The sequence below is a fragment of the Anoxybacillus flavithermus genome (assembly GCF_002742685.1).
Classification (GTDB): domain Bacteria; phylum Bacillota; class Bacilli; order Bacillales; family Anoxybacillaceae; genus Anoxybacillus; species Anoxybacillus flavithermus_E.
On record NZ_PEDM01000001.1, the window covers coordinates 1 to 26,973 of the forward strand.

General features: G+C 42.0%; 24 protein-coding genes. All 24 read right to left on the reverse strand.

The window, feature by feature from the left end; genetic code table 11:
• Nucleotides 1-82: 82 nt before the first annotated feature.
• Nucleotides 83-2,323: a DNA translocase FtsK gene (locus tag CS060_RS00005; protein WP_099668563.1), complete on the reverse strand. Its 2,241-nt coding sequence runs from the start codon at nucleotides 2,321-2,323 to the stop codon at nucleotides 83-85.
• 65 nt (nucleotides 2,324-2,388) lie between these two features.
• Nucleotides 2,389-2,613: a YlzJ-like family protein gene (locus CS060_RS00010; RefSeq protein WP_035048695.1), complete on the reverse strand. Its 225-nt coding sequence runs from the start codon at nucleotides 2,611-2,613 to the stop codon at nucleotides 2,389-2,391.
• The gene (locus CS060_RS00015; RefSeq protein WP_099668564.1) at nucleotides 2,610-3,323 is read right to left on the reverse strand and encodes a ClpP family protease; all 714 of its coding nucleotides are present in this window, start codon (nucleotides 3,321-3,323) and stop codon (nucleotides 2,610-2,612) included. The genes CS060_RS00010 and CS060_RS00015 overlap by 4 nt, the downstream gene beginning before the upstream one ends.
• Before the next feature lie 358 nt (nucleotides 3,324-3,681).
• Nucleotides 3,682-5,343: a ribonuclease J gene (locus tag CS060_RS00025; protein WP_099668566.1), complete on the reverse strand. Its 1,662-nt coding sequence runs from the start codon at nucleotides 5,341-5,343 to the stop codon at nucleotides 3,682-3,684.
• Nucleotides 5,344-5,443: 100 nt separating this feature from the next.
• The gene (gene dapA, locus CS060_RS00030) at nucleotides 5,444-6,313 is read right to left on the reverse strand and encodes a 4-hydroxy-tetrahydrodipicolinate synthase (RefSeq protein ID WP_035047301.1); all 870 of its coding nucleotides are present in this window, start codon (nucleotides 6,311-6,313) and stop codon (nucleotides 5,444-5,446) included.
• 12 nt (nucleotides 6,314-6,325) lie between these two features.
• Nucleotides 6,326-7,555: an aspartate kinase gene (dapG, locus tag CS060_RS00035; protein ID WP_099668567.1), complete on the reverse strand. Its 1,230-nt coding sequence runs from the start codon at nucleotides 7,553-7,555 to the stop codon at nucleotides 6,326-6,328.
• A 22-nt stretch (nucleotides 7,556-7,577) separates the two neighbouring features.
• On the reverse strand, nucleotides 7,578-8,627 hold the full coding sequence (gene asd / locus CS060_RS00040; RefSeq protein WP_035047345.1) for an aspartate-semialdehyde dehydrogenase: 1,050 nt from the start codon (nucleotides 8,625-8,627) through the stop codon (nucleotides 7,578-7,580).
• 105 nt (nucleotides 8,628-8,732) lie between these two features.
• The gene (gene dpaB, locus CS060_RS00045) at nucleotides 8,733-9,326 is read right to left on the reverse strand and encodes a dipicolinate synthase subunit B (protein WP_035047304.1); all 594 of its coding nucleotides are present in this window, start codon (nucleotides 9,324-9,326) and stop codon (nucleotides 8,733-8,735) included.
• Nucleotides 9,323-10,225 carry a dipicolinic acid synthetase subunit A gene (gene dpaA / locus CS060_RS00050; RefSeq protein ID WP_231563556.1) on the reverse strand — a complete coding sequence of 301 codons (903 nt, stop codon included), beginning with the start codon at nucleotides 10,223-10,225 and terminating at the stop codon, nucleotides 9,323-9,325. The genes dpaB and dpaA overlap by 4 nt, the downstream gene beginning before the upstream one ends.
• A 114-nt stretch (nucleotides 10,226-10,339) precedes the next feature.
• Complete coding sequence (locus CS060_RS00055) at nucleotides 10,340-10,576, reverse strand: YlmC/YmxH family sporulation protein (protein ID WP_035047310.1); 237 nt, start codon at nucleotides 10,574-10,576, stop codon at nucleotides 10,340-10,342.
• A 59-nt stretch (nucleotides 10,577-10,635) separates the two neighbouring features.
• Nucleotides 10,636-11,877 carry a M16 family metallopeptidase gene (locus tag CS060_RS00060; RefSeq protein WP_035047313.1) on the reverse strand — a complete coding sequence of 414 codons (1,242 nt, stop codon included), beginning with the start codon at nucleotides 11,875-11,877 and terminating at the stop codon, nucleotides 10,636-10,638.
• Complete coding sequence (locus CS060_RS00065; protein WP_369795722.1) at nucleotides 11,870-12,796, reverse strand: polysaccharide deacetylase family protein; 927 nt, start codon at nucleotides 12,794-12,796, stop codon at nucleotides 11,870-11,872. Before CS060_RS00065 ends, CS060_RS00060 begins: the two co-directional genes overlap by 8 nt.
• 156 nt (nucleotides 12,797-12,952) lie before the next feature.
• Nucleotides 12,953-15,061 (reverse strand): polyribonucleotide nucleotidyltransferase, encoded by a 2,109-nt coding sequence (gene pnp / locus CS060_RS00070; RefSeq protein ID WP_035047318.1) that lies wholly within the window; start codon nucleotides 15,059-15,061, stop codon nucleotides 12,953-12,955.
• Between the two features lie 109 nt (nucleotides 15,062-15,170).
• Nucleotides 15,171-15,440 carry a 30S ribosomal protein S15 gene (gene rpsO, locus CS060_RS00075; RefSeq protein WP_003394805.1) on the reverse strand — a complete coding sequence of 90 codons (270 nt, stop codon included), beginning with the start codon at nucleotides 15,438-15,440 and terminating at the stop codon, nucleotides 15,171-15,173.
• A gap of 82 nt (nucleotides 15,441-15,522) precedes the next feature.
• Nucleotides 15,523-16,494 (reverse strand): bifunctional riboflavin kinase/FAD synthetase, encoded by a 972-nt coding sequence (ribF, locus tag CS060_RS00080; RefSeq protein WP_035047346.1) that lies wholly within the window; start codon nucleotides 16,492-16,494, stop codon nucleotides 15,523-15,525.
• 9 nt (nucleotides 16,495-16,503) lie between these two features.
• Nucleotides 16,504-17,400, reverse strand: coding sequence for a tRNA pseudouridine(55) synthase TruB (gene truB, locus CS060_RS00085; RefSeq protein ID WP_035047320.1), 897 nt, complete (start codon nucleotides 17,398-17,400; stop codon nucleotides 16,504-16,506).
• Nucleotides 17,401-17,447: 47 nt separating this feature from the next.
• Complete coding sequence (rbfA, locus tag CS060_RS00090; RefSeq protein ID WP_003394813.1) at nucleotides 17,448-17,807, reverse strand: 30S ribosome-binding factor RbfA; 360 nt, start codon at nucleotides 17,805-17,807, stop codon at nucleotides 17,448-17,450.
• Nucleotides 17,808-17,821: 14 nt separating this feature from the next.
• Nucleotides 17,822-18,100: a DUF503 domain-containing protein gene (locus CS060_RS00095; RefSeq protein WP_035047322.1), complete on the reverse strand. Its 279-nt coding sequence runs from the start codon at nucleotides 18,098-18,100 to the stop codon at nucleotides 17,822-17,824.
• Complete coding sequence (gene infB / locus CS060_RS00100) at nucleotides 18,097-20,280, reverse strand: translation initiation factor IF-2 (RefSeq protein WP_099668569.1); 2,184 nt, start codon at nucleotides 20,278-20,280, stop codon at nucleotides 18,097-18,099. Before infB ends, CS060_RS00095 begins: the two co-directional genes overlap by 4 nt.
• A gap of 18 nt (nucleotides 20,281-20,298) precedes the next feature.
• Entirely contained in the window at nucleotides 20,299-20,598 is a 300-nt protein-coding gene (locus CS060_RS00105; protein WP_099668570.1) for a YlxQ family RNA-binding protein, read from the reverse strand.
• Nucleotides 20,588-20,872, reverse strand: a complete 285-nt coding sequence (gene rnpM, locus CS060_RS00110) for an RNase P modulator RnpM (RefSeq protein WP_035047323.1) — start codon at nucleotides 20,870-20,872, stop codon at nucleotides 20,588-20,590. The genes CS060_RS00105 and rnpM overlap by 11 nt, the downstream gene beginning before the upstream one ends.
• 1 nt (nucleotide 20,873) lies before the next feature.
• Entirely contained in the window at nucleotides 20,874-21,977 is a 1,104-nt protein-coding gene (gene nusA / locus CS060_RS00115; protein ID WP_035047325.1) for a transcription termination factor NusA, read from the reverse strand.
• 27 nt (nucleotides 21,978-22,004) lie between these two features.
• Entirely contained in the window at nucleotides 22,005-22,475 is a 471-nt protein-coding gene (gene rimP, locus CS060_RS00120; protein WP_035047327.1) for a ribosome maturation factor RimP, read from the reverse strand.
• Between the two features lie 149 nt (nucleotides 22,476-22,624).
• Nucleotides 22,625-26,914: a PolC-type DNA polymerase III gene (locus tag CS060_RS00125; protein WP_035047329.1), complete on the reverse strand. Its 4,290-nt coding sequence runs from the start codon at nucleotides 26,912-26,914 to the stop codon at nucleotides 22,625-22,627.
• Nucleotides 26,915-26,973 lie beyond the last annotated feature (59 nt).

The window sequence follows — 26,973 nt, forward strand, 5'->3', positions numbered from 1 at the left end:
GCCTTCGCAGTTCGGGACTTTCACCCTATAGATTGCACCCATGCCGAGCACACCAAAAAAGAGGCTTATTTTTCAGCCTCTTTTATGACGTTTTTGCTTCATCATTTGACGATACGAGCACGGCGCGCGGTTTGCTTCCTTCATAAGGCCCGACGATGCCTCGCGCTTCCATCGCATCAATTAAACGTGCAGCACGGTTATAACCGATACGGAATCGTCGTTGCAACATCGAGACAGATGCACTTTGCATGTCAATGACGAGCCGAACGGCTTCATCAAACAACTCATCGTCGAACGCTTCTTGTGGTTCGTCATCTTGCGCCATCATCGTTTCTTCATATTGTGCTTGTTGTTGGGAAATAACATATTGCACGATGTTTTCTACTTCTTGATCGGACAAAAAAGCACCTTGTACGCGAATAGGTTTAGAAGCACCAACAGGTAAAAAGAGCATGTCACCACGCCCAAGTAATTTTTCCGCCCCCCCCATATCTAAAATCGTCCGTGAATCGGTTTGTGATGATACGCTAAACGCAATGCGAGATGGAATGTTTGCCTTGATGACACCGGTAATAACATCGACGGATGGACGCTGTGTTGCGATAATTAAATGAATGCCCGCCGCCCGCGCCATTTGGGCAAGACGTGTAATCGAATCTTCAACATCACTTGAGGCAACCATCATTAAATCTGCTAACTCATCTACAATGACGACAATGTATGGTAAAAGAGGTTGTTTCACTTCCGCTGTTTCGTTATGCCGCTCAATATATTCATTATATCCTTCAATATTACGCGTTCCTGTATGCGAAAATAGCTCGTATCGTCGCTCCATTTCGCTCACTACTTTTTTTAATGCTTGGGACGCTTTTTTCGGATCAGTAACGACAGGAGAAAGCAAATGCGGAATACCATTATATACGCTTAACTCAACCATTTTCGGATCGATCATCATCATCTTTACTTCATGCGGTTTCGTACGCATCAATAAGCTAACGATAATGGCGTTAATACATACACTTTTTCCACTACCTGTCGCACCCGCAACGAGTAAATGCGGCATTTTATTTAATTCAGCAAGCACCGCTTGTCCCGATATGTCACGCCCAAGTCCAATTAACAGTTTTGCTTCAGGTTTATCTGCTTCTTTCGCTTCCAACACTTCGCGTAGAGATACCATCGCAATTTCTTCATTCGGTACTTCAATACCAATTGCTGATTTTCCCGGAATCGGTGCTTCAATGCGAATGTCTTTTGCAGCTAGAGCGAGCGCTAAATCGTCACTTAAACTCACAATTTTACTTACTTTCACACCAACGTCTGGATATACTTCATATCTTGTGACGGCTGGTCCGATATGCACTTTTGTTACTTTTGCCTTTACACCGAAACTTTGAAACGTTTTTTCAAGCTTGCGGGCATTTTCATAAATACTTTCTTTTTCCCTCGATTGATCAACCGCCTTCGGAGGAGAAAGCAAATCAATGGGTGGCAACGTGTAATCTGTTTCATGTGTTTGCGTAAATACGAGCGGCTTTTCTTTTTCAACTACTTCATGAAAATTAGAAATGACAGGTCCTTCGATTTCATTTTCTTCCTCTTTTTCTTCTTTTTCTTCGAGTTCTTCGAGCGCCGTCACCACTTCAATATGCGGCTGTTGTTGCTTTTCTTTTTTCGGGCGATTCAAAAACGAGCGGACATCCGCAATAACAGCTTTTGTTTGCGTCCGTATAAACGAAACAAACCACTCTATTCCTTTGCCGACTGTATCACGCAACGTTTTGCCTGTGAGAAGTAACACGCCAATGATCATCAATAATGAAGCAATCCATTTTGTTCCTAATTCATCAAATAAATAATAGCTTATCGTATACAGCAAGGCGCCAAGCATCCCACCGCCTAAATCCGAAAAAGAACTATTTTCTCCATGCACATCTGCCCAAAATAGTTCCCATGTCGTTCGAATAATGCTTGGATTTGCTAATTTCCCATTTCTTGATAAAATATGAAACAACGCTTCGTGACTAAACAACAATAAGGAAAGAACAATCAAGTACAATCCAACGAGAATGCGTTGAAAAAATGGAGGCCATGCGCGCTTCCAAATGACATATAGCGATGTCACAAGCGCTCCTAATAGTGCAACGATATACCACTCGCCCATAAAAAAGCGAGTAGCAAAAACGAGTGAACGCCCGACAGCTCCGACATTCGCCATCGCAATGACCGTACATGCTAACATCGTTAAACCGATTAACTCAAAGCGTATCGTTTTTTTCCATTGATCTTGTTTGTTTGTGCGACGCTTATTTTTTTTTCCCATTTCGCCCACTCCAACATAATAAGATGAAAAAGCAGCCAACAGAGAAGCGTGGCTGCTTGTTCTTATTATACCATAAATTGTAGTGATGTCGCATGAAGTTTTATACCGGGTTCATACGTTAAATAATGTTGCGGATCGCTGCTTAATACACGCACAATTTCATACTCATTCGTTTCTGTTTGTTGCACAAGCAACGTCACTCCGTTATATTGAACGGTGCGTTGTTTTTTATACTCGGCCTCGTTCGTTTGAAAAACTAAAAACTCTGGAACGATTGTATGTAAAATCATTGTAACATCGCTCCTTGTTGATGAGAATGATCAATGAGTTCACGCAATTTGCGCATCGCTTGTGACAGCCCCCCCACTTCATCAATTAAACCGTACTTCACAGCATCTGTTCCTACCACATTCGTTCCGATATCACGCGTTAAATTACCTTTCGAAAACATGAGTTCTTTAAATTTTTCTTCGCTAATGTTTGAATGTTTGACAACAAAATTGACGACACGCTCTTGCATTTTATCTAAATACTCAAACGTTTGTGGCACGCCAATAACAAGACCTGTGAGGCGAATCGGGTGAATCGTCATCGTTGCCGTTTCTGCGATAAATGAATAGTCGCAAGACACAGCAATCGGCACACCGATCGAATGGCCGCCGCCGAGCACAATCGAAACAGTTGGTTTGGACATCGAGGCTAACATTTCTGCAATGGCTAACCCTGCTTCGACATCACCGCCTACTGTATTTAATACGACGAGCAATCCTTCAATATTCGGGTTTTGCTCAATTGCCACAATTTGTGGAATAATATGTTCGTACTTTGTTGTTTTGTTTTGCGGTGGTAGTTGAATGTGCCCTTCAATTTGCCCAACGATCGTTAAACAATGAATTGTGGAATCAGAAGAAAGCTGCGGAACATTCGTTTGACCGAGTTGAACAATATTTTCTGCCGGAGATGGCTTCGTTTCTTCTTGAGATATATCCCGTTCTTCCATAACAATCCCCTTTCCATTACATGATGTCGTTAGTATACGTGAACATCGACTTGTTCATACAAGAAAAGCGCAAAGCGCCCCCTATTTTGCCTAAAAGCAGCCTGTATCCTAAATGTCGCCATCCTTGGCTCCGCGAAGAGCGCACAAGCCCCACCGAGGAGGCTTTCGAACCAAGTATAGCTTGGTTTCGCGTGGTTAAACTTAATGAAGACAATTAATGTGCGGCCGAAAGAAGGGACGGAGCTCATCACACCGATAGCGCTTAGAGCTAGACAACGCTCCACCTCATTGTAAATTCCTATCTTACAGAAAAACACCTGCGATGCGCAGGTGTTTTCTTGACTTTGAGCATGTTGTTTTATACTTCCATAATGATCGGTAAAATCATTGGTTTCCGTTTTGTTTTTTCAAATAAATATTGGCTAAGTGCATCACGAATATTTGTTTTTAATGAAGACCATTCAATGACGTAATCTTCCATACTTTTTTCAACGATCTGTTTTACAATTTTTATCGATTCTTCAAAAAGTGTTTCCGATTCACGTACATATACGAAGCCACGTGAAATCATTTCTGGGCCAGCAACGACACGCTTATCTTGTTTACTTAACGTTACAACAACAATCATAATTCCATCTTGTGACAGTAAACGACGATCGCGCAACACAATATTTCCTACATCGCCAATGCCTAATCCGTCAATTAAAATTTGGCCACTCGGCACTTTTCCACCGAAACGAGCGTGACCATTACGAAATTCGATCACTTCTCCTTTTTCAATTAAGAAGATCGCATCTTGGCGAATGCCGACCGCTTGGGCAATTTTCCCGTGCGCCTTTTGCATGCGAAACTCTCCATGTACCGGAATAAAATATTTTGGCTTCATGAAATTAATCATTAACTTCAATTCTTCTTGGTATCCGTGTCCAGACACATGCACTTGACGTTGACCGTACACGACATTCGCTCCTGCGCGGTATAAAGCATCAATTGTACGAGCAATAAATAACTCATGCCCCGGCATTGGAGAAGAAGCCACAATCACTGTGTCTCCTTCTTTAATATTGATGTATTTGTGTGCCTGTTTTGCCATGCGGGCAAGCGCCGCCATTGGTTCTCCTTGGTTGCCTGTCGTTAAAATGACTAAATCACGATCATCGTAACGATCTACTTCGCTCATCGGGATGATCATATTTTCATCCAATTTTAAATATCCAAGGCGCACCGCAATGTCAATCACTTTATGCATATGACGGCTCATAATAACGACTTTCCGTCGATGATCACGAGCAGCATGTAACACTTGTTGAATACGCGTAATATTTGATGCAAAACAAGCAACGATCACACGACCTTGCGCATTGTAAATGACATCGGAAATCTCTTGACCAACAACCGCTTCAGAACCTGTATATCCCGGCTTTTCCGCGTTTGTGCTATCCGATAATAAACAAAGCACACCTTGTGCCCCAATTTGGGCCATTTTACCAAAATCGGTGCGACATATACCAACAGGTGTTTGATCAAATTTAAAATCGCTCGTATATACAATGGCACCTTGCGATGTTTGAATGCTTACCCCGAGACAATCTGGGATGCTATGATTCGTTTGGAAAAATGATATGATAGCTTTTTCAAATATAATTTCGCTGTCAGCATGTATTTCGATGCGCTTCGCTTTCGATGTAATCCCTTGCTCTTTTAATTTTTCTTCCATGAGCGCGAGCGTCAATTTCGCCCCGTACACAGGGACAGTAATTTTCCGTAGTACATACGCGATCGCCCCAATATGATCATCATGGCCGTGCGTTAAAAAAATACCACGAATACGTTCTTGTTGTTCAACCAAGTAGGAAATATCAGGAATGACCATATCAATGCCGAACATTTCATCCTCTGGAAACATGAGTCCCGCATCTAAGACAAAAATGTCTTCATCCACCTCAACGACATACATATTTTTTCCTACCTCTCCGACGCCGCCGAGAGCAAACACACGAATTTTCTCTGTTTGTTTCATTTTAAATCCTCCTACAATCAACCAAACTTACCCGCTCAAAGTCACTTATATCCATTATAACTGATTCAACAATAAAAAAGAAAGGGATGAATTCCCTTTCTTAACCTTGTAACACATGCATGAGCTGCAAACGTTCTTGTTCCGTCAACGGTACAAGTGGTAGTCGAACAGAACCGACATCTAACCCTTTTATTTGTAGAGCCGTTTTGACTGGGACAGGGCTTGGAGCGGCAAATAATGCTTTCATGATCGGCAATAGACGCTGATGCAACTTCGCTGCTTCCTTATTGTCTCCACACATAAATGCTTCAATCATTTCCTTCATTTCGTTGCCGATAATATGCGAGGCAACGGAGACGACACCGCTTCCGCCAATAGATAATACAGGAAGGGTCAATCCGTCATCTCCGCTATACAACATAAAATCATTGCGCGTTTTTGCGATAATTTCTGTCATCGCATCTAAATTTCCGCTTGCATCTTTAACAGCTACAATGTTTGGAATTTCGGAAAGACGCACAATCGTTTCAACGGAAATATTGACAACCGCCCGTCCCGGAATGTTATACACCATCACAGGCAACGATGTGCTTTCGGCAATTGCTTTATAGTGTTGGTAAATCCCTTCTTGATTTGGTTTATTGTAATAAGGCGCGACGATCATAACAGCATCGACGCCGATTTCTTCTGCCTTTTTCGTTAGTTCAATCGATGCACGCGTATTGTTGCTCCCTGTTCCAGCAATAACGGGGACACGTCCGGCAACAACGTCGACAACGTGACGGAAAAGCGCCAATTTTTCTTCTGTCGTTAACGTCGGTGATTCTCCAGTCGTTCCAGCGACAACAAGAGAATCGGTGCCGTTTTCAATTAAATAGTTCACTAATTGCGTTGTTTTCGCAAAATCGATGTTCCCTTTATTGTCAAATGGGGTGACCATCGCTGTGGCAATTTGACCAAATTGAACCACAATGTTTCACTCCTAACTAAAATCATATTGTTTTTGTTCCGCAAGTTGAAATGCATCATGCAATGCATTTACCGCTTCTTTTAAATGCTCTTCTTTCACCAGTACCCAAATGGTTGTATGGCTATCAGCTGATTGTAAAATTTGAATACCGCGTTCGGATAACGCGGTAACAATTTTCGCTGTTACCCCCGGAACGCCAGCAATGCCTGCTCCGACAGTCGATACTTTTGCGCAACCGCGCGTGACGGTTGGCTCATAGCCAAGCTTTTGCAACGTTGCAATTGCGCGATCTGCTACATCGCTCGATACGGTATATACGACCCCGTTCGGTGATATGTTAATGAAGTCGACGCTAATTCCTTCATTCGCCATCGCTTTAAATACTTCCGCTTGTAAATCGTAATGTCCCTCTTTCGCTGTCACTTTAATTTGCGTAATGTTTGAAACATGGGCAATTCCTGTCACTAATCGCTCTTTTACATCGCTTCCTTTTTTCCCAATCGATGTAACAAGCGTCCCCGGCGCATCGGAATACGTCGAACGAATGCGCAGAGGTACTTTCGCTTGCATCGCAATTTCGACCGCACGTGGATGGATGACTTTCGCCCCTTGATATGCCATATTGCAAATTTCTGTATATGTCACGACATCAAGTGGTCGTGCATTTTCTACAATGCGTGGATCCGCCGTCATTACACCTTCGACGTCGGTAAAAATGTCAATCCATTCCGCACCTAGTGCAGCGCCGAGCGCGGCTGCTGACGTGTCACTCCCACCGCGCCCGATCGTTGTCACATCTCCGTTTTCAGCCGCACCTTGAAAACCTGCGACAACGACAACATCGTGCTCTTTCAGCGCACGCAACAACCGTTCACAACGCATATCGATAATTTTCGCATTCGTATGATCGTTGTTCGTACGAAAGCCTGCTTGCGCTCCGGTAAAGGCTGTCGATTTGACACCATGTTTGTTTAACATATTTGTAAAAACGACACTTGAAATAATTTCCCCACACGCCATCAATAAATCTTTTTCACGATTTGTCACATGTGCATTGGCTCCGTCAATGAGGCTAAGAAGCGTATCCGTTGCATACGGATCCCCTTTTCGCCCCATCGCTGAAACGACGACAACAACTTTATATCCGTCTTCCAATGCTTTTTCAATATGTTTGCGCGCTAAATTTCGGCCGTGTTCATCACGAACAGACGTGCCACCAAACTTTTGAACGATAATTTTCAACGTCAACACCTCGATGCTGATTTTACGCTTTCACAAGCCCTAATTTTAAAAGACTTTCAGCAATTTGAACAGAGTTCCACGCCGCTCCCTTTAACAAGTTATCAGAAACAATCCATAAATGGAACCCTGTATCGCGATTTAAATCTTTGCGAATGCGACCGACAAATACATCGTTTTGTCCCGTTGCATATAACGGCATCGGATATAGTTGTTCGCTTGGATCGTCTTGTAAGACGACGCCCGGTGCTTCTTTTAGGAGCGATTGAATTTGGGAAACCGTTACTCCTTCTTTTTCTACTTCAATATAAACAGATTCTGAATGCCCTACCATCACTGGAATGCGTACGCATGTTGCTGCTACTTCCAATTCAGGCATATGCATAATTTTTTTCGTTTCATTAATCATTTTCATTTCTTCAAATGTAAATCCATTATCTTGAAACTTATCAATTTGTGGAATGGCATTAAATGCAATTGGATAATGTTTACGATCGGATTTCACCGGTAAAATTTCCGGTGTCACTTCTTCACCATGTAACATATGCATTGTTTGCGTTTTTAACTCTTCTACCGCCTGTGCCCCTGCTCCTGATACCGCTTGATATGTTGAAACAATGACGCGCTTTAACCCGAATGCTTGACGAATCGGTTCGAGCGCAACAACCATTTGAATCGTTGAGCAGTTTGGATTCGCAATAATTCCGTTATGCCAATGTAAGTCTGCCTCATTTACTTCTGGAACGACAAGCGGGACATTTTCGTCCATGCGAAACGCGCTCGTATTGTCAACAACAATTGCTCCGCGCTTTACAGCCTCTGGAGCAAGTTGCTTCGATACTGCTCCACCTGCACTAAATAGCGCAATATGCACTCCTTCAAAGCTTTCTGGCTTAGCTGCTTGCACTTCAATTTCTTCACCTTGAAACATGACTTTTTTTCCAGCCGAACGCTCTGAAGAAAGCAAAGATAGCTTTGCAATTGGGAAATTTCTTTTCTCTAACGTTTGAATCATTTGTTGTCCGACAGCTCCTGTCGCACCAACGACAGCGACATGTAATCCTTTTTGTTCCATTTCTTCTTCTCCTTCCAACTGATAGACAATTTTAATATCATTTATTTTAGCACATTCATTCATAAAGGAGAGACGTTTTTTATAAATTTTCTTAAAACTGTTTATTTATGAACGACGATATTCAACGATGACGGGCTGAATTTGTCGACCCTCGAGCGCTGCTTCTACCGTATCAAGTAGCAATGGCATATGAGCGACCATTGAATTTGGCTTTTTGAACGGATCATCTTGCCCAAATGGAATGAAGTAAATATTTTTTGCTGCCATTAACCGCATTAAATTCACTCCGTTTAAACCAAGCGCATCGTTTGTCGAAATGCCGATCACAACGGGACGATGGTTGCGCATCGTCGCTTTTGCAGCCATTAGTACAGGAGAATCTGTCATTGCGTTCGCTAATTTGCTCATCGAATTTCCGGTGAGCGGCGCAATGACCATACAATCAAGCGGTAATTTCGGTCCTAACGGCTCTGCTTTTACAATTGTATCAATGACTTGATGACCTGTCATCTCTTCAAGCTTTTTCACCCATTCTTCTCCTTTGCCAAATCGGGTATTTGTCGATTGTACCGTATATGAAACGATCGGAATGACGTCTGCCCCTTTAGCAATTAATTTTTCAATTTCCGGCATTACCGCATCATATGTGCAATGTGATCCGGTTAAGCCGAAGCCAATGCGCTTTCCTTGTACGTTCATTTTTTATTCTCCTTTCTTTTTTTCAAATCTGTTGAAAGAAGTTGCGCCAATACGTTTGCGACAATTTGCCCCGCTGTTTTTGGGGCGACAATGCCAGGAAGCCCTGGCGCTAATAACGCTTGAATGCCGCGCTTTTCCGCATATCGAAAATCGGTTCCTCCCGGTTTTGACGCCAAATCGATAATAAGTGTATGAGCCGGCATTTTCGCAATGACACTAGCGGTCACAACAGGATGTGGAATCGTATTAATACAAACGTCAATATCTTTCACGTGTTGTTCTAAATCGTTTAAATGAAACGGCTCTAACGCCATCTCTGCAATGCGGGCTAAATGTTCGGAGCGGCGAGCTCCCACTTTTACTTTCGCTCCTAAAGCCGCAAACGTTCGAGCAACGGTCATACCTACACGACCTAACCCTAAAACAGCAACGCGTGATCCATGAATCGTCACATCTGTATGTTGAATGACCATCATCACCGTTCCTTCTGCCGTAGGAATCGAGTTATAAATAGCGACGTCATCTCGTTCGAATAGTTGAACATGTTTTCGTCCGACCGACTTGACGACACGGTCTAAATAGTCATTGGTAATCCCTGAATAAACGGTACAATGCGTCGGGGTTGGGCGGAGTAATTCTTCTGTAAACGTCATTTTTTCGTTTGAAAATACCGTTTGAATTTCACCGTCCATGCTCGTTCCGTGAACAGGTAAAATAATGGCATCTACTTCGTGAAAATCGACTTCGTGAATTTTCATTTTTGTTACTCCAGCAAAGCCATGGTCTAATTGATCGAAGCCAACAAGTGACAATTTCGCGTCAAGTTCCATCAATTTCCGAATGACTTCAAGCTGCCGAGCGTCCCCACCGATGATCGCAACGTGCATTCCTGTCAGCATGAGTTCATTCACCCTCTTATACATCTAGTTTTTTGCCCATCGTTACTTTCACATCTTATGATGTCGGCCATCAAACGGTGAGCAGAAAATGAAAAAAGACACCCCTTAAGGTGTCTATTCATCGACGTCAATCAAAATCATATCAGAACCGATCTTTTTTACACGGCTCCATGGCACGCGTATATCTGTCCCATCTTTCCGAAAACCAAACCATTTTGTTGTCGGAATTAAAAGCGCTTGAATTTGACCTGTTCGTTCATTAATTTCTAAGTCAGTCTGTCCTAAAATACCGAGACGCTCTGCTCGCTTCATATCAACAATTTCTTTGCCACTTAATTCACTTAGTCGCACATGTCGCCCCCCTTTCTTTATCATTGTAGAAAACGGGGCATAAAAAAATGCCTGCAAGTTTATTGTTGCAGGCTTTTTGGCAATGTTCCTTCCGGGCTGATGAGCGCAACGGAAAAGTCGTCTGTAAAAATCGTTTGCGCCATGCGGTCAACGCTTTCTTTCGTCACGCGATCGATGCTTTCAATGATTTCATCGAGCGAGCGATGACGGCCGAGCAACAGCTCGTTTTTTCCATTTCGGCTCATACGGCTATTTGTACTTTCTAAACTTAACATTAAGTTCCCTTTCATTTGCTCTTTGCTATTTTCTAGCTCTTTTTCCGTAATTCCATCTTGTTTTAATTGTTCGATCGTTTGTTGAATCGTATCGAATAAAAGATCGAGCTGTTGGCTTCCTGTCCCTCCATAAATCGTTACCATTCCTCCATCGCGATATGCGGAATGGTAAGAGAAAATAGAATAAGCTAATCCGCGTTGTTCACGCACTTCTTGGAAAAGACGACTACTCATACTTCCGCCTAAAATATTGTTTAAAATAATTAAGCTATAAATGTCTTCATGCCCAATCGGTAGTCCGTTAAATCCGATACATACGTGCGCCTGCTCTGTCTCTTTTTTGCGCGCGACTTTATTCGGATAAAACGTTGGTGTGATATGCGCATCGTTACCTTTTTGTCTCGTAAATGAGCCGAAGTAAGCTTCTACTTGTTGAATAAATGACTCATCGACATTTCCTGCAATGGAAATCACCACACGATCTGGCGTATACGATTCATGCATATATTGTCGTAACGTATCTCTTGTAAATGTTGCTAACGTTTGCTCTGTTCCTAAAATCGGATAACCGAGCGGATGATTTCCATAACTTGCCTTACTTAACAAGTCATGAACGAGATCATCTGGTGTATCTTCATACATTTTAATTTCTTCAAATACGACATTTTTTTCTTTTTGTAACTCCTCGTCTACAAACGTCGAGTGGAAAAACATATCGGCTAGTATATCTAAAGCAAATGATGCATGTGTATCTAATACTTTGGCATAGTAGCACGTATATTCTTTTGACGTAAACGCGTTGACTTGACCGCCGATACGATCAAACGATTCCGCAATATCACGTGCCGAGCGCGTTTTCGTTCCTTTGAAAAACATATGTTCAAGAAAGTGCGAAATACCATTGTTTTGTTCATTTTCATTGCGCGATCCGGTGCCAATCCAAATTCCGATTGCCACAGACCGAACAGTTGGAATATGCTCGAGTACAACTCTTACCCCGTTTTGACACGTATATGTTTTAATCAAGTCCCTTCCTCCTACTTTTTACAATTCTTTCCTCACTTAATAATGTGGACACATTGTCGATTACATATTCTTGTTTTTGTAATGATTGAATTAACGGTTGTAACGCTTTTACCGTTGATACAGTCGGGTGCATTAAAATCATCGCTCCGTTATGCACCTTTGATGTTACTCGTTCCACTATAACAGAAGGCGATGGTTTTTGCCAATCAATTGTATCGACTGTCCATAAAATGGTGTACATCCCGAGCTCATGGGCGATATATACGACATCATCTCGATAGCTACCGCTTGGCGGAGCAAATAAGCGAGGTTTTATTCCTGTCGCTGCTTCAATGGCATCGTTCGTTTTGATGATTTGTTCCCGAATGGCTTGTTTGCTCATCGTTTTCATATCTGGATGGTTGTATGAATGATTGCCAATTTCATGACCGGCATCTGCAATCATTTTAGCTAGTTTCGGGTTTTCTTTTACCCAACGCCCTTCTAAAAAAAACGTTGCGCGTACGTTATATTTTTCGAGAATATGTAACATACTCGGGATATGTTCGCCTCCCCAAGCAACGTTAATTAAAAAAGAGACCATCGGTTTATCTGGATGCCCGCGATAAATGGGTGATGGGGGCAAATCAGATAAATGAATAGAGGGCGATACTTGTTTATATACAAGCTGTTGTTCAGAAAATGTTCCGTTTTGTTTCATTTGCTTGTACGATGCCTCAATGTCTACTTCTAATCCGTTGTAGCCTGGGATTGTTTTCCACACTCTGTCTATCTTAGCGTTTTGTGCAGGAATATTGTATTGTTTTGCACGCTCTATAATTTGAATATATAACGGATCACTTTGTTTTGCCACCGTCATATGCCGTAACTCATGAATGTACGTGGTCGTCCACGGATTTTGTACAATTATGGCTGCCATACATATAATCATCGTTAAGAAAAACGCTCGTCGCACGCTTCGTCCCCTCCTTCTCTAATAAAGAGGGTATGTGTAAGAGGGACAAGGTAGAACGAGCACGAAAAAATTTTACACACAGCAAAGAAGCCAAGGGGATATGAACCCAAGGCTCCGATTTTATTGTTCGGCTTCTTTTTGATCACGTAACACGGCCTTGCGTGATAAGTTTACACGACCTTGTTTGTCGATTTCTGTTACCTTTACTAAAATTTCATCGCCGATCGAAACGACATCTTCCACTTTTCCGACGCGTTCCTCCGCCAATTCTGAAATGTGTACGAGACCGTCTTTTCCACTAAACAATTCGACAAATGCACCAAATTTTTCAATTCGTTTTACTTTTCCTAAATATACTTGTCCAACTTCCACTTCACGAACGATATCTTCAATAATCTTTTTCGCCTTTTGATTCATATCTTCGTTTACAGATGAAATGAAGATTGTTCCATCTTGTTCAATATCAATTTTTACGCCTGTTTCTTCAATAATTTTGTTAATTTGTTTTCCGCTTGGACCGATGACGTCACGAATTTTATCAGGATTAATTTGCATCGTTAAAATTTTCGGTGCATATTTAGATAGCTCTTTGCGCGGTTCGCTAATCGTTTGCATCATATGTTTTAAAATTTCGAGACGACCTTTGCGCGCTTGTTGCAACGCTTCTTCTAAAATTTCACGCGACAATCCTTTAATTTTAATATCCATCTGCAAGGCGGTAACCCCTTTTTCCGTACCAGCCACTTTAAAGTCCATATCACCAAGATGGTCTTCCATACCTTGAATATCTGTTAAAATGGTGTAATGTTCACCGCTTTTCACAAGCCCCATCGCAATACCAGCAACCGGCGCTTTAATTGGCACTCCCGCATCCATCATCGCCAATGTGCTCGCACAAATGCTCGCTTGAGACGTTGAACCGTTTGATTCTAGCACTTCAGATACAAGGCGAATGGTATATGGAAACTCTTTTTCAGATGGAATGACCGGTTCAAGCGCACGCTCACCAAGCGCTCCATGCCCAATTTCACGACGGCCTGGTCCACGCATCGCTCCTGTCTCTCCAACGGAGAATGGTGGGAAGTTGTAATGATGCATAAAGCGTTTCGTTTCTTCAATGCCAAGCCCATCTAAAATTTGTACATCGCCAAGTGCTCCAAGCGTACATACGCTAAGTGCTTGCGTTTGACCACGTGTAAACAAGCCAGAGCCATGCGTACGTGGTAAAAGTCCGACAGCTGACGAAAGAGGGCGAATTTCATCGACTTTTCGTCCGTCTGGGCGCACTTTTTCTTCTGTAATTAAGCGGCGTACTTCTTCTTTCACAAGTTTATATAAAATTTCTTTTACTTGCTTAATCGTTTCTTCGTCTGCTTCTTGTTGTTCATATGAAGCAACAACTTCCGCTTTTAATTGTTCAATTGCTGCCTCGCGCGCTAATTTTTCAGGTACTTGAACCGCGCGTTTCACTTCACCTTCCACGCGAGCACGAATGTCCGCTTCAAGCTGGGCATCGAGTTCATACAGAACGACTTCCATCTTCTCTTTGCCAACTTTTGCGGCAATGTCCTCTTGGAATGCGATGAGCCGCTTAATTTCTTCATGCCCAAACATAATCGCTTCAAGCATAATTTCTTCCGGTACTTCGTTTGCTCCTGCTTCAACCATGTTAATCGCATCTTTTGTCCCTGCAACAACAAGATGCATATCGCTTTGCTCCATTTGTGCGACAGACGGGTTAATGACAAACTCTCCATTTACGCGACCAACTGTCACTCCAGCAATCGGTCCTTCAAATGGGATATCAGAAATCGTCAACGCTAACGAAGAACCAAACATCGCTGCCATTTCTGGTGAGCAATCTTGATCAACGCTCATCACCATGCTGACAACTTGTACTTCATTACGAAATCCTTCAGCGAATAGCGGACGAATTGGACGGTCGATGAGACGGCTAGCTAAAATGGCTTTTTCACTCGGACGTCCTTCACGCTTAATGAATCCCCCAGGAATTTTACCAACAGCGTATAAACGTTCTTCGTAATTAACTGTTAATGGGAAAAAGTCGACGCTTTTTGGTTCTTTCGATGCTGTCGCTGTGCTCAATACGACCGTATCGCCGTATCGCACTAATACAGCACCGTTTGCTTGCTTGGCTAATTCGCCAATTTCAACGGTTAACGGCCGACCTGCCCAGTCGATCGAAAACACATGTTTTTCTTGTTCCATATAAACCGAGTACCCCTCTCTATGTACAAATAAAAAATCATATTTGTTTTAGTATAAGCAAATATCGGCGCAAATACTAATAAAAAGCGGGAATGCTCCCGCTTTTTACTTATCGGCGTAATCCGAGTTTGTTAATCAATTCACGATAACGGTTGATATCTTTGTTGCGTAAATACGTAAGTAAGTTACGACGACGACCAACCATTTTCAAAAGACCACGACGAGAATGATGGTCTTTACGATGAACACGTAAATGTTCGTTCAAGTTGTTAATTTGCTCTGTAAGGATAGCAACTTGTACTTCTGGAGAACCTGTGTCAGTTTCGTGAATTTTGAACTGGTTGATGATCTCGTTTTTACGCTCTTGTGTTAATGCCATCCTTGTTCACCTCCTCTTTTTTCAGCCCCAATTACCGAGCAAACGGCGGTGACTCGTATTGCCCAGCAATGGTTAACATACACTAAATAGAATACATGTTTTTCCGATAAAATGCAAGGGGATTTTGAAAATATTCGCGTGCCGCTTGAACATCGCGATGAATTTGTTCAACGAGCTCGTGAACGGAAGAAAACGCTCGTTCATCGCGCAAACGTTTATGCCATTGGATCGATACACTCGCACCGTAAATGTCTGCTGAAAAATCGAATAAATGCACTTCAATCGTTGGTTCTTTTGGCTGTTCCGTATGAAATGTCGGCTTATATCCAATGTTACATACTCCCGTCCACGTGTTATCATCGATCGTAACCGTTACCGCATATACCCCGATACGCGGAATGATATAGTCATCGTCAAGCGCAACATTTGCTGTTGGAAATCCGATTGTACGCCCGCGTTTATCCCCATGAACAACCGTGCCTGTCACTTCGTATAATCGCCCCAGCAAATTCGGAAGTTGCTCGACGTCCCCTTCAGCTAAACGTTGGCGAATATATGTTGAACTAATTTTCTCTTCACCAAACATTTGTTTTGGTATGACCGTTTGGGTAAATTGTTGACGAGAATGAAACGGCAATGTTTCCATCGTCCCTTTTCCTAAGCGTCCGTACGTAAAATCAAATCCTGCCACGACATGCTTTACACCGAGCCCGATGATATATTCATCGACAAATTGTTGTGGCAACAAATGGGCAAATGCCGGTGTAAATTCAACAACATATAAATAATCAACGCCAAGTTTTGCAATTTGTTTTTCTTTTTCTTTTAACGGTGTAATAAAACGAACATGTTTCTGTGAGCGCCCAAGCACGACAGACGGATGCGGATGAAACGTCATGACCGCGCTTTTGTATTGATGATCATCGGCAATTCGCTTCGCTGTCTGAATCACTTTTTGATGTCCAAGATGAACACCGTCAAAATATCCGAGCGCCATGACAAGTGGGCCATTGTTTTTTTCGTTTAACGGATGGGACAGCCAAATCGTTTTCATCGTTTTCACCTACAATACTTTTAAAGGTTTCATATAGCCTTGCTTTGTCGGATGAGGCATGTAAATCGCTAACGCTTCACCTTGTTCATTAACCATTAACAGACGCTCTGGCATAGAAGGTAGAATAGGTAAAAGCGCCCCATGTTTTACTTTTTCCTCTTCTTCCTTACTCATGACATACGTTGGGAAATGAGCTAGCGCTCGTTTAATCGGTAAAAGTAACGTATGCGCTGTACCAGCTACGACATGCTGTTCAATGTCAGCAAATGTCACGCATTCATTAAGCGTAAACGCCCCTGACGCCGTGCGAACAAGATGTGACATATGCGCTGGATAGCCTAGGCGTTCGCCAATTTGAACCGCAAGTGTACGCACGTATGTTCCTTTGCTACACGTCACCCGAAAACGAAATGATATACGCTCACCTGCAAATACTTGTCTGTTATCCAGAAGTTGCAACTCGTAAATATGGACGTTTCGCTTCGGTCGCTCAACATCAATACCAGCGCGTGCGTACTCATATAGCTTTTTTCCATTGACTTTTATAGCAGAGTACATCGGTGGAATTTGTTCAATCTCCCCTGTCAACTCAGCAAAAACACATTCAATGTCATGACGAGTAATCGGTCGTTCAATTTGTTTTATAGAGACGACATCGCCTGATGCGTCTTCTGTTGTTGTTGCTATCCCTAGCGTCACTTCTCCTTCATACGTTTTTTTCTCCGCTGTTAATAGTTCAACAATTTTTGTCGCTTTGCCGATGCAAATCGGTAATACACCAGATACATCGGGATCGAGCGTTCCTGTATGACCAACTTTTTTCGTTTGAAATAGCTTACGAATGCGCATGACACAATCGTGTGAGGTCATGCCAGCAGGTTTATGTAACAATAACACTCCGTCCATCGCTTCACCTCTAAAATAGCGGAAATGGATAGACGCATGTCTATCCATTATTCTTCTTTATGTTCTTTTTCTTCGGAAATTTGTTTAATTAAACTTTCAATTCGTTGTCCGTAATCGATTGTTTCATCAATTTCAAAGTAAATTTCCGGCGTCTTGCGCAAACGAATACGCTGACCGATTTCTGAACGGATAAATCCCGTCGCTTTTGCTAATCCTTTGAGCGTATTTTTCTTTTGTTCTTCATCCCCAAGAACAGAAATATACACTTTTGCTTGTTGCAAATCGCCCGTTACTCGAACATCCGTTACAGTAACGAAACCGATGCGTGGGTCTTTTAGTTTGCGTCCGATAATGTCACTTAATTCTTTCTTCATTTGTTCGCCTACACGTGTGGCTCGCAAACTCATAATCATCACCTCGATTAAAACCACTCAAATGTTGTAACCGTTCGCTCGATTTCTGGAAACGAATCGATCAATTGCAATGCTCGTTGAAGTTCTTGTTCCGTGGCTGTTCGCTCGGCTGTAATAGCTACAATTCCAAGCTTCGTTCGTTGCCATACGTTTTGATAATCTACTTCGGCTACTGATATATTATATTTTTGTTTGAGCCGTGTGACAACGCGCTGCAACACGGCTCGCTTTTCTTTCAATGATTGGACGTCGTAAATGATACATTCACATTCGACGTATCCGATCATTTTCGTGCCACTTCTTGCATAACATATGCTTCAATAACGTCGCCTTCTTTAATATCATTAAAGTTTTTAATCGTTATCCCGCACTCGTATCCTTGTGCCACTTCTTTCACATCGTCTTTGTAACGTTTTAACGTATCGATTTGCCCTTCATAAACAACGATACCTTGACGAATGAGACGAACGCTACTATCGCGCGTTATTTTTCCATCCGTTACATAGCATCCTGCAATCGTACCGACTTTCGATACTTTAAATGTTTGACGAACTTCCGCTTGACCGATCACTTTTTCTTCATACTCTGGATCAAGCATACCTTTCATCGCTGCTTCAATTTCTTCAATAACTTTATAAATGATACGATGGAGACGAATGTCTACTTTTTCTGTTTCTGCAACACGTTTTGCGTTCGCATCCGGACGAACGTTAAAGCCGATGACAATTGCGTTCGATGCAGATGCAAGCATAATGTCGTACTCTGTTACTGCGCCAACACCAGAGTGGATAATTTTTACACGTACACCTTCTACTTCAATTTTTTGCAATGCGGCAACAAGCGCCTCAACAGAACCTTGAACATCAGCTTTGACGATAATATTTAATTCTTTCATTTCACCTTGCTTAATTTTTTCAAACAAGTCGTCTAAGCTAACGCGCGCTTTTACGCTTCGTTGTTGCACGATTTGCTTTTGGGCGCGAGCTTCGCCAATTTGACGGGCTTTTTTCTCATCTTCAAATACCATAAAGCGATCGCCTGCTTGCGGTACTTCGTTTAATCCTGTAATTTCAACAGGTGTAGATGGACCTGCTTCTTTCACACGACGACCGAGATCATTTGTCATTGCCCGCACGCGTCCGTACGTATAACCGACAACAATCGGGTCACCTACGCGTAATGTGCCGGATTGAACGAGAAGGGTTGCCACTGGACCGCGACCTTTATCGAGCTTCGCTTCAATGACTGTTCCTGTCGCACGACGATTCGGATTTGCTTTTAATTCTTCCATTTCGCTCACAAGCAAAATCATTTCAAGTAAGTTGTCGATCCCTTCTCCTGTTAATGCCGACAATTTACAATAAATTGTATCGCCCCCCCATTCTTCTGGAACGAGCTCATATTCCATTAACTCTTGCATGACGCGATCTGGGTTCGCTGTAGGCTTATCGATTTTATTGACGGCGACGATAATTGGAACTTTTGCGGCTTTCGCATGGTTAATTGCTTCAACGGTTTGTGGCATCACACCATCATCGGCTGCAACAACAAGAATGACAATATCTGTTACTTGTGCACCACGTGCGCGCATTGTTGTAAACGCTTCGTGCCCCGGTGTATCTAAAAACGTAATTTTTTTACCGTTAACAACGACTTGATAGGCACCGATATGTTGTGTAATACCGCCTGCCTCTTGTTCCGTTACTTTCGTATGGCGAATCGAGTCAAGCAACGTTGTTTTTCCGTGGTCAACGTGTCCCATAATCGTGACAACAGGCGGACGTTCAACTAAATCTTCTGGGTTATCGACAATTTCAATCGTCTCAAATTCTGTTTCGTCAACAGTTACTTTTTCTTCTACTTCCACACCGTAATCTGAGCAAATTAACTCGATCGCATCTTTATCTAAATCTTTGTTAATTGTTGCAATAATACCGAGCATAAATAACTTTTTAATAATTTCAGAAGGCTCTTTACCTAGTTTTTTCGCTAGCTCAGCAACCGTTAATGAACCTTCAAATGTAATTTTTTTCGGAAGCTCCTTTTCCTTTTTCTTTTGTACTTCTTGTTGTGGAGCTTGCTGAGGTTTTTGTTTTTTATTTTTTTTGTTATTGAAAATTTTCTTTTCTTTTTGTTGAATTTGCAAGTCGTGTTTTTTCCCTTCGCGATTTTTGACTACTGCTTTTTTGATCGGCACTTTCTTTTGAATGACTTCATCGTCATCTTCTTCAAACTGTTCTAAAACAGGTGTTTTTACAGGTGCTTTCTTTTCTTCTTTTTTCGTTTCTTGTTTTTGTTCTTGTTTTTCCTCGCTTTTAAATGAACGATCTAATTGTTCAACAATATCTGCTTCAATCATCGTCATATGGTTTGATACATCGATGTTCATTTCTTTTAGTTTATGGATGACATCTTTACTTGACACATTATGTTTTTTGGCATATTCGTATACACGCATTTTTGACATACATTCACCCCCAAAATGTTAGAGCATCGTTTTCAGTTTTTGTGCGAATCCTTCATCCGTAATCGCTACAACAACACGTGCCCCTTTTCCAATCGCCCCACCTAATTCATGACGATTGTCCACGTAACAAAGCGGAACGCGATAAAACGAACATTTATCGGAAATTTTTTTTCTTGTGTTTTCTGACGCATCTTCCGATAAAATGACAAGTTTCGCGCGTTTACGCTGAATTTCTTTTACAACAAGTTCTTCTCCCGAAATGACTTTACGCGCCCGATTCGCTAATCCGAGAAAAGAAGCCCATAGTTTATGATTCATTTGTTTCTCCGTTCTCCTCCTCGGCAAGTTGCAACAGCTGTTCATAAATGGAATCGTCAATAGTCGCTTTTAAATGATATGCCAGCGTATTTTTCTTTTTCGCGAGCAAAATACATTCTTTACTTAACGTGATATATGCACCACGTCCAGCTTTTTTTCCCGTTGGGTCAATTGACACATCGCCTTCTTTCGAACGAACGATGCGAATAAGCTCTTTCTTTGGCTTCATTTCCCCTGTAACAACACATTTGCGCATCGGGATTTTTTTTGGCATATTATTCCACCTCACTAATCTCCTCTTCGTCAACTTGGAACGATGATGAAGAACGAGGGTAAATACCTAATTGCTCAGCTTCAGACTGACTTTTAATATCAATTTTCCAATTCGTTAATTTCGCCGCTAAACGTGCATTTTGACCACGTTTTCCAATCGCAAGAGATAGTTGATAATCTGGTACAATGACCGTCGTCGCTTTTTCTTCTTCATTGACGATGACGTCAAGCACTTTGGATGGGCTTAACGCGTTGGCTACAAATTCAACCGGATCGGCTGACCAACGAACGATATCGATTTTTTCGCCTTTTAATTCATTTACTATCGCTTGTACTCGTTGTCCTTTTGGACCGACGCATGCACCAACTGGATCGACTTCTGGGTTATCGGAATGAACAGAAATTTTTGAGCGATCCCCCGCTTCGCGTGCGACAGACTTAATTTCGACCGTCCCGTCATAAATCTCTGGTACTTCTAATTCAAACAATCGTTTTAATAGTCCTGGGTGCGTGCGTGATACGTAAATTTGTGGCCCTTTTGTCGTTTTTTCTACCTTCGTAATGTACACTTTAATACGATCATGTGGTTTATATGTTTCATTCGGCATTTGTTCGCTGATCGGAAGCAACGCTTCAATTTTCCCAAGGCTGACGTAAATAAATTTTGAATCAGTCCGCTGTACAATGCCTGTCATAATGTCTTCTTCACGATCAACAAACTCAGCATAAATGACGCCTCGTTCTGCTTCGCGGACGCGTTGCGTGACGACTTGTTTTGCTGTTTGGGCAGCGATGCGTCCGAAATTTTTCGGTGTTACTTCAATTTCAACAACGTCTCCTACTTGATAGTTCGGGTTCATTCGCTTCGCTTCATCAAGCGAAATTTCTAAACGTGAATCATACACCTCATCTACGACTTCTTTACGAGCAAATACGCGAATTGTTCCCGTTTCTTGATTAAAATCAACACGAACGTTTTGCGCCTGATTAAAGTTGCGTTTATATGCGGATACAATGGCCGCTTCAATCGCTTCAATTAGCACTTCTTTACCAATGCCTTTATCGCGCTCAAGCGCTGTTAAAGCATCTAACAACTCTGTATTCATGAACCGGTCGTCCCCCTTTAATGTGAATTAAGAGAAAATGACAGCTAGCCGTGCACTAGCTACTTTTTCGTATGGAATCGTAATCGCTTTTTTCTTTGTTTTCACTTTTACTTCTACGGTCACCGTTTGACCATCAAATGCAGTTAACAATCCTTCAAATTCTTTTTGGCCATCGATTGGCTCATACGTTTTCACATAAACGTTTTTCCCAACGGCGCGTTCAAAATCTTTCGCCTTTTTAAGCGGACGCTCTGCCCCTGGTGACGATACTTCTAAAAAGTAATTGTGCGGAATCGGATCGATTTCATCAAGCTTTTCACTTAATCGCTCGCTTACGACACCACATTGATCGATATCAATTCCAGTTGGTGAATCAATAAAGACGCGCAAAAACCAGTTCTTTCCTTCTTTCACATATTCAATGTCGACAAGTTCTAACCCCATCTCTGTCACGATCGGAGTCACGAGCTCCTCAACGATGTGCGTCACTTTTTTCATGTTGGTCCTCCTAACTGCAAGAAAATCCCTTGCGGCTGGCAAGGAATCTCGAATCAATACGAAAGAGTGGGTCTCCCCACTCTTTGTGTGCATTATCTTTACCATTTCCACTAGAACTATAACATATTGGCAAAAAAATTGCAACTCATTCAAAAGAGCGACAATTGATTGTGATCTGGTAGCGACTGTAAACAACCACGACTTTCGAGATATTCTAAAATCGTTTTTGATACTTTGCCGCGTTGTTGTAAATCTTCTTTCGATAAAAATTCCCCTTCTTCGCGAGCGCGTACAATGCTTTGCGCAACGTTTGTCCCTAGCCCAGGAATGGCATTAAACGGTGGAATAAGCGAATTTCCGTCAATGATAAACTCTGTTGCTTGCGAACGATACAAATCAATATTTTTAAATGAAAATCCTCGTTCACACATTTCAAGGGCAATTTCAAGCACAGTCAACAAGCTTTTTTCTTTCGCGGACGCATCAAGCCCTTTTGCTTGAATTTCTTCAATTCGTCTACGTATCGCAGCAGACCCTTGAATCATCGCATCTAAATCAAAATCTTCCGCACGCACGGTAAAATACGATGCGTAATAAAGAAGCGGATGGTGAACTTTAAAGTACGCAATGCGAACAGCCATAAGCACGTAAGCAGCGGCATGCGCTTTCGGGAACATGTATTTAATTTTTTTACATGACTCAATGTACCATTCTGGCACATCATGTTTGCGCATTTCTTCTTCAAATTCTGGCGTCAATCCTTTTCCTTTACGAACGGACTCCATAATTTTGAACGCTAACGATGGCTCTAAGCCACGATAAATTAAATACACCATAATGTCATCGCGACATCCAATCACTTCTGATAACGTACACGTTCCGCTTTGGATAAGCTCTTGCGCGTTACCAAGCCAAACGTCCGTCCCATGTGATAATCCTGAAATTTGCACAAGCTCCGAAAACGTCTTCGGTTTCGTTTCTTCTAACATTTGACGAACAAAGCGCGTACCGAACTCTGGGATACCGAGCGTTCCTGTGTTACACATAATTTGTTCAGGTGTCACCCCAAGCGATTCTGTACTACTAAAAATTTTCATCACTTCCGGATCGTCTGTTGGAATCGTCTTTGGATCGATTCCACTTAAATCTTGCAACATTCGAATGACTGTCGGATCATCGTGTCCGAGAATATCGAGTTTTAATAAGTTATCGTGAATAGAGTGGAAGTCAAAATGCGTCGTGCGCCATTCCGCACTTGTATCGTCAGCAGGATATTGAATCGGCGTAAAGTCATAAATATCCATGTAATCTGGAACGACGATAATCCCACCTGGATGTTGCCCTGTCGTTCGTTTCACTCCCGTACATCCAGCGGCTAAACGATCTATTTCCGCCGCACGTACATGAAGATTTTTATCGTTTATATATCCTTTCACAAATCCGTATGCTGTTTTGTCCGCGACGGTACCAATCGTTCCAGCACGATATACGTTATCTTCACCGAATAGCACTTTCGTATAGTTATGCGCTCGAGGTTGATACTCACCTGAAAAGTTCAAATCAATGTCTGGCACTTTATCTCCTTTAAACCCTAAAAACGTCTCGAACGGAATATCGTGACCATCTTTATTGTAACGCGTGCCACATTTTGGACAGTCTTTATCGGGCAAGTCAAATCCTGAGCCGACCGAACCATCATCGAAAAACTCGGAATGTTTGCAGCTCGGACAAACGTAATGCGGCGGAAGCGGGTTCACCTCTGTAATTTCTGTCATCGTCGCAACAAACGATGAACCAACTGAACCACGTGAACCGACAAGATAACCGTCATCAAGCGATTTTTTTACGAGTTTATGAGAAATTAAATAAATGACCGCAAAGCCGTGACCAATAATGCTTTTCAATTCTTTTTCTAGCCGTTTTTCAACGATGTCTGGCAGCGGATCCCCATAAATGCTTTTCGCCCGTTCATAACTCATTCGCCGAATTTCTTCGTCCGCCCCTTCAATTTTCGGTGTGTACAACTCATCTTTAATCGGCTTCACTTCTTCGATGGAATGGGCGATTTTTTTCGTATTTGTAACAACAATTTCTTTCGCCTTTTGTTCACCAAGAAACGAAAAGGCTTCTAACATTTCGTTTGTCGTACGAAAATGAACGTTCGGCAATTCGTGGCGATTTAACGGATTGCCACCAGATTGTGAATGAATTAAAATTTTGCGATATATTTTATCTTCTCGATGGATATAATGCACATTTCCTGTCGCAACAACTGGGATGCCGAGCCGTTCACCAAGCTGCACAATGTTTGTAATAATTTCTTTTAGTGCTTCTTCGTCGCGTACATATTCCATTTCAATGAGCGGCGCATACACTTCTGGCGGATGCACTTCAAGGAAATCGTAAAACGGCGCAATCGCTTCCGCTTCTTCGATTCCTTTTTGCATCATCGCTTCAAACAGTTCACCTTTATCGCAACCTGATCCGACTAAAATCCCTTCGCGATGTTGTTGTAATACGGAACGTGGAATGCGTGGAACGCGATAAAAATAATTCACATGTGAAAACGATACGAGTTTAAATAAATTTTTTAGCCCCACTTCATTTTGTACAAGTAACGTTGCATGAAACGGTCTGGAACGTTGGAACGCTCCTTGTTCTTTCGATGCTTCATTTAATTGATCGAGATATTGAATTCCTTTTTCATCAAGTTCTTTTAACAAATGAATAAGTAAATACCCTGTCGCTTCTGCGTCATAAATGGCGCGATGATGCTGGGTTAATTCAATATTAAACTTTTTACAAAGCGTATTTAAACGATGGTTTTTTAACTCTGGATATAAGTAACGAGCGAGTTCAAGTGTATCAATGACCGGGTTTTTGACTTTGCCACGATTGATTTTCTTAAATCCTGCATTTAAAAAACCGATATCAAACGTTGCATTATGAGCAACAAGCACGCAATCATCGATCCAATCGTAAAACTTTTCTAACACCTCTTCAACATCTGGTGCGTCTTTTAACATATCATCTGTAATTTTTGTTAATTCAATCGTTGTCACAGAAAGCGGATGATGCGGGTTAGCAAACGACTCAAAACGGTCGATAATTTCCCCGTTTTTTACTTTCACCGCTGCTAACTCAATAATCGTATCATATACGGCAGAAAGCCCTGTCGTTTCTACGTCAAATACAACAAACGTATCGTCCATGAGCCGTCGATGCGCTTCATTATAAGCGATCGGTACTCCATCATCAACAATATTTGCCTCTAATCCATATAAAATTTTCACACCGTATTTTTTTCCTGCACTATACGCTTCCGGAAACGATTGAACGACGGCATGATCCGTGACGGCGATCGCCTCATGTCCCCATTTTTTCGCTTGTTCAACAAGTTTGGTAACGGAAGCGACAGCATCCATTTGGCTCATTTGGGTATGAACATGTAATTCCACGCGCTTTTCTTCCGCTGTATCTTGACGTTCGTTCGGTTTCACTTCATTTAAATCGTTCGCGATAAGCACAAGATCGCGTACAAACGTGTCGTTTTGTACGCTGCCGCGCACTTTAACCCACATTCCTTTTTTTACACGCTGCATAAGCTCGGCATCTTCTTTATCGCGCGAAAACATTTTGACAAGAATCGAATTTGTGTAGTCCGTTATTTTTAACGTCAATAACGTACGTCCACTTTTTAATTCTTTTGCTTCAGCATCAAAAATGTATCCTTGTACAACGACACGACGTTCTTCTTCCACAATTTGATCGAGCGAACGAATATGTTCCTCATCTTTAATTTGGTAGCCAATTACAAGCGGGCCGCTTACTTCCGTTGTGTTCGTCTCTTCTTGTTTCGGCATCGCTTCCATAAATGCGGCTAACGCTCGTTCTTCATCTTCTTTTTGTTTTTGCGCTAAAAATTGTTCAAACTGCTGCTCATCATGTTTTACACTCGCTTCTAACTGCAAGTGCGGAAATCCGAAAGAAACATACGTCGCAGCGAACATTTCCGCAAATCGCTTTTTTAACGCGATTGCTTCTGCTTCATTGCGCGCTTGTACAGTGACTTTCGTTCCTTTTACTTCCGGTTGCTGTTGTGTAAGTAGTGAAAAAAGCGGCGATGTTTGTTGAATCGTATCGACAAATATTGGCCAGTACGACACCACATCTTCAGCAGTAAACGTTTGATCCTCTACTTCTATCGTGCATTGCACATCGGCAATATGGCGAAATTGTTCGATTAGTCGTTTACGAAACTCGGCATATACGTGTGCTGGTAAGATCGTAGGAAATCGAAAATAAAAGTGCCAACATTTCATTCGTTTATCAACAACTACTTTGTCAATCCGCCCATGCAATAAGTCCTCTGCCATATGCGAAGAAAGTTGTAGTTGTTGTAGTAAAATCGAAAATCGTTGTTTTTGTTCTTCCCTCATCGTTGTTCGTTACAAAAATGTAACGGTACACCTCCCCTTCTTTTTTATACCTCGTTTGG